This is a genomic window from Herpetosiphon gulosus (assembly GCF_039545135.1).
Classification (GTDB): domain Bacteria; phylum Chloroflexota; class Chloroflexia; order Chloroflexales; family Herpetosiphonaceae; genus Herpetosiphon; species Herpetosiphon gulosus.
Genome location: NZ_BAABRU010000069.1, coordinates 1 through 3,753, shown reverse-complemented (window position 1 = coordinate 3,753; position 3,753 = coordinate 1). Strand labels below are relative to the sequence as shown.

The window sequence follows — 3,753 nt, the reverse complement described above, 5'->3', positions numbered from 1 at the left end:
CGGACAATCCGTCAGCGTTTCTACACCCAACCCTGCATCCACCCCATCTCCGCTCTATCCCCGCGTCCCCGCAAACACATCCCAATCATAGTCCCGACGTAGACGGAATAAGATATTTTTTAGGAATAAAGTAGCTCAAATGTACTGAAGTGGGAGTTTTTGAGGGAATTTACAGTTAAGCCCAAGAAGGATTTGATCAATCCAGTCTGGAAGTTTTTGGCGGCCAACAGTTTTTGCAATACCACCATCGATGTGACCAGTATCATCAATACCCACGATGAAGAACCCACCGCCTGAATTCCAAAAGGCTGAGGCTGCGATGCTGATTTTTTCTTTCAACCTATCCATGGGTATTTGGCTTGATTTATACTCATAGTGGTCGTTCTCTTCAGAAGGCAAGCGTAATAAATCCTCTTCTGTCCACCCTTCAATCTGTTTATGGGGTTCGTGTATCATCGTCTGATCTCCTATACTTGTATGGGATAACCATGCGCACATTATTGGTGTTGCGCGACTAAATAGGGTTCGCAATCATGGAATTCATGTTCTGGCCGTGTTCGACCTTCAATATGAAATCAGGAATCATCCGGATATGACTCGTCAAAAGCGGGGTTGTATGTTTGAGATCTGCGAGATCAAAGCGAAATCCTTGCTGTTTCAAATGGCTAATCGCGCGACTCATATGCGAGACATTCCACACAACAATCATGTTTTGCACTAACAACAGCGAGAGGGCGAGCCGCTCTTGTTCTTCAACATTATTTTCACGCATAATGGCACGATTAAAGGAAAAGATGTGGCGCGTCATGCTGTTCCATGCTTCACCGTGACAGAGATTGCGATGATTCTCTGCACGTAATTCAGGATCTTCTAAAAAGCGTGCGGCATAGACTGTTTCGACCGCTCGCCCAATCTCCATGAGCGCTTGGTGGAGGCCACTCTTCCGGCTATAACTGTTGAAGCGTTTGATGACAACATCAGGTGCAACCGTCTTTTCGGCAATAGGGCTTAAACGCACGGCCCCCCGAAACATGGCAGCGAACAGATGTTCTTCTTTGGTATTCTTCTGCGAACGGCTCATCCAAGGAATCCTCGATCATTGCGTGTTCACCCTCGGGATCAGGTAGCGGATCGGCGGCACTTTACCGATAGGCCAAGACGGCTGCCACCGAAGCCAGAATCGGTGCTGGGAGCACCTCGGGGAGCGTCACGGTAAAGCGCCGTTGTTTGTCGGCTGGTGATGGTGGCATCGTGGACGATCCTTATGATTGGCCTTCAAGTGGATGTCCCGCAAGCATCCATGCTTGTTTGCCACCTTGGTAATGGAAGACCTGCCGGTAGCCAAGCTGGACAAGCCGCGTGGCGACGTGCTGGGCTGTTCCACACGCATGGTTGGAGCAATACACGGCAATGACCGCCGCTTTGTCTGGCAGGAGCATTGGGGCTAGGCGCACGATCTGATCGGCAGGAATATTGACCGCGCCCGGCAAATGCGCTGCCTGATAGTGCATCAAGGGCAGCGCTTCAACGAGGATGAGCGGCGGGTCCGCCGTCTGAAGACGCACCACCTCATCCGTCGTAAGGATCGGAATTGGGGTGGTGATCGGGCGTTGCGTGGTGAGATTCACCGGAATCATGGGCGACCTCCTTGTGGGCATACACCACCAGCAGTGGTGGCGCAGCATAGACGTGACGACCAGACCTTACTCCGTGAAGTCCGGGTTAAGTCAAGCCCATGCTGCGCCACCCATTGCGTATGACGCTCGCGTCCTCCCATGGTGCTCCTGCCTACTGATCGTCGTGGGGGGCACACAGCGTGAACCCATCGGTTGCACAGGCGGTCATACTGGAACACGAACATGCTAGTGTCTGCATCAGCATCTGTTCCATGGTCTGAAGATGCGTCATGCGCGTCCGAATTTCGGTCAATTTCTCAGCCGCAAGCATTGCCCAGCGTGCCGAGGGAGGCGTCGCCGGATCAAACCCATGCACGATGGTATGGATCTCCGTTAAGGTAAAGCCGGCCTGTTGGGCAGCATGAATGAGGTGCAGCAACGGCACAATGTCCGCAGCATAGCGGCGTTGCCCACTGCGCAACGGTGGCCGGGGAATCAGCCCAATCCGTTCATAGTAGCGAATGGCCGAGGTGCGGATGCCCAAGGTTGCCGCGACGACCCCAATCGTTAAGGGTGACGATGGTGCGATGCTCATGAAACGTGCTCCTTGACTTAAACCTACGTTGAAGGACTATGCTTGCTCCATTGTACCGCGCACCACGGGTGCATCAGCTAGGGAGGATTCCATGATCCGCTTCATAAAGGACTGCATGAACAGTCGGGTTGGCCGTATACTACTCGGGTTGGTGGTCACGGTGCTTGTCGCCAGCGTGCTCTGGAACGATGGTCTGCCGCTGATTGCCGGGATTGCTGGCGGCACGTTGGGAACCGCCTCCATTCTGCTTGGGCTGGCCTGCTTGATCCCCTGCCTCATTCCCCTCGCCTTCCTGCGCCGGAAGGCCCGTCCTGCAACACCGGCACCGGTGACGAACGCAGCCTGTGGCTGTGGGGATGGCCAATGCGCAAGCGGCACGGATGGGCAGTAAGCGCTCGGTCGTCTGCATCGAACGCACGCTGGATGGGTGGCCTGTGGCCCATGTGTCCACGGTCACCTATCCAGCGTGCGTCCTCATCACGGTCTCGTCGCCCGATGGGCGATCAGCGCTTGGATTGACTCCCTCATCGCTGGATATCCCCTGCCGATGAACGGGGAGACTTGGTCGGTGCAAGCATGCCCTCCAGGCCCGCTATGAGCACGGCTTTTACGCCGGACGCTCCCGTAATGCGTAACCAGAGCGGGCCAGAGTCTGGGGCAACATCAAGCTGGAAATGAAAAAAGGGACAGCAGCGGCGTTCCTGGGCAATGAAGGCAGTTACCTCGTCATAGACATCCGCCGCAAAGCGAAAGGCGAGGCCATCGGGCAACGCGTGCGACTCCTGGGCCATGGTTTGAAACAGGACGCTCCCAGCGGTCAGATGCGTCAGACGGTGGGCCGGGTCAATGGCGAGGAGATTACACGCGAGTGGAATCGCGGGTGTGCTCGTTTGATCAGGCGGTACGGGGTCCATGCAGCCTCCTCACAATGGATGGTTCAGTCCCGAGCAGGGACCGCGTGAGCATAGCACTTCAAGTACGGTTTAAGTCAAGCAGGAGATTCTCCATGGCGGTGACACGATCAATCATCCTCTTTGCCCTGGCGGGGCTAGCCGAAATTGGCGGCGGCTATTTGATGTGGATCTGGCTACGTGCCGATCGCCCTGTGTGGGTTGGGCTGCTGGGTGGCCTCATCCTCGTCCTCTATGGGGTGCTCCCGACGTTCCAACCCACGACCCTCGACTTTGGGAAGGTCTATGCCGCCTATGGCGGCGTGTTTATCGGCCTCTCGCTCGTGTGGGGCTGGGCCGTTGATGGCGTTCGGCCGGATGCGCCGAGTCTCTGGGGTGCCGGTATTGCGCTGTTGGGCGCCGGCATCATTGTCTACTGGCCACGCTAAAGGACGCATCCTCACGGGGCAGACAGCGCAAGAGGCACAAATCCTGTGATAAGTACCATTGAACGAAGCGCTCTCGCGCGGGACTGTCAAGTAGATTGTGTATTTCGCCCCATTACCCCGGAAAGCGTCCGTCAAAGCGAATGGCCAATTGGTTGCGAATCCGTGCCCAGTTTGGCAGCGTGACCCATTTTGCAGTGATATCG

Annotated in this window: 7 protein-coding genes; 2 read left to right on the top strand and 5 right to left on the bottom strand. The window is 55.8% G+C overall.

The genetic code is table 11. From position 1 onward, the window contains the following. Positions 1-135 precede the first annotated feature (135 nt). From ABEB26_RS26655 to ABEB26_RS26640, 4 genes are all read right to left on the bottom strand, one after another. Entirely contained in the window at positions 136-456 is a 321-nt protein-coding gene (locus tag ABEB26_RS26655; RefSeq protein WP_345725134.1) for an AlbA family DNA-binding domain-containing protein, read from the bottom strand. 58 nt (positions 457-514) lie between these two features. Further along, positions 515-1,081 (bottom strand): Tn3 family transposase, encoded by a 567-nt coding sequence (locus ABEB26_RS26650; RefSeq protein WP_345725133.1) that lies wholly within the window; start codon positions 1,079-1,081, stop codon positions 515-517. Between the two features lie 181 nt (positions 1,082-1,262). After that, positions 1,263-1,637: a rhodanese-like domain-containing protein gene (locus tag ABEB26_RS26645; RefSeq protein WP_110513300.1), complete on the bottom strand. Its 375-nt coding sequence runs from the start codon at positions 1,635-1,637 to the stop codon at positions 1,263-1,265. A 151-nt stretch (positions 1,638-1,788) separates the two neighbouring features. Further along, positions 1,789-2,211, bottom strand: coding sequence for a MerR family DNA-binding protein (locus ABEB26_RS26640; protein ID WP_345725132.1), 423 nt, complete (start codon positions 2,209-2,211; stop codon positions 1,789-1,791). Positions 2,212-2,302: 91 nt separating this feature from the next. Between ABEB26_RS26640 and ABEB26_RS26635 the strand changes: the two genes are divergently transcribed. Further along, a complete protein-coding gene (locus ABEB26_RS26635; RefSeq protein ID WP_110513298.1) occupies positions 2,303-2,602 on the top strand; it encodes a hypothetical protein in 300 nt (99 codons plus the stop codon). Positions 2,603-2,735: 133 nt separating this feature from the next. Here the strand turns inward: ABEB26_RS26635 and ABEB26_RS26630 are convergent, their stop codons facing one another. After that, a complete protein-coding gene (locus ABEB26_RS26630) occupies positions 2,736-3,125 on the bottom strand; it encodes a hypothetical protein (protein ID WP_110513297.1) in 390 nt (129 codons plus the stop codon). A gap of 92 nt (positions 3,126-3,217) precedes the next feature. Here ABEB26_RS26630 and ABEB26_RS26625 point away from each other — a divergent pair, with 92 nt between their 5' ends. Continuing rightward, positions 3,218-3,550, top strand: coding sequence for a YnfA family protein (locus ABEB26_RS26625; protein ID WP_110513296.1), 333 nt, complete (start codon positions 3,218-3,220; stop codon positions 3,548-3,550). The last annotated feature ends 203 nt before the right edge of the window (positions 3,551-3,753 follow it).

What these genes read in the sequence shown, in the direction of transcription:
- ABEB26_RS26655 (WP_345725134.1), bottom strand. Translation starts at nt 456, where the DNA reads ATGATACACGAACCCCATAAACAGATTGAAGGGTGGACAGAAGAGGAT.
- ABEB26_RS26650 (WP_345725133.1), bottom strand. Translation starts at nt 1,081, where the DNA reads ATGAGCCGTTCGCAGAAGAATACCAAAGAAGAACATCTGTTCGCTGCC.
- ABEB26_RS26645 (WP_110513300.1), bottom strand. Translation starts at nt 1,637, where the DNA reads ATGATTCCGGTGAATCTCACCACGCAACGCCCGATCACCACCCCAATT.
- ABEB26_RS26640 (WP_345725132.1), bottom strand. Translation starts at nt 2,211, where the DNA reads ATGAGCATCGCACCATCGTCACCCTTAACGATTGGGGTCGTCGCGGCA.
- ABEB26_RS26635 (WP_110513298.1), top strand. Translation starts at nt 2,303, where the DNA reads ATGATCCGCTTCATAAAGGACTGCATGAACAGTCGGGTTGGCCGTATA.
- ABEB26_RS26630 (WP_110513297.1), bottom strand. Translation starts at nt 3,125, where the DNA reads ATGGACCCCGTACCGCCTGATCAAACGAGCACACCCGCGATTCCACTC.
- ABEB26_RS26625 (WP_110513296.1), top strand. Translation starts at nt 3,218, where the DNA reads ATGGCGGTGACACGATCAATCATCCTCTTTGCCCTGGCGGGGCTAGCC.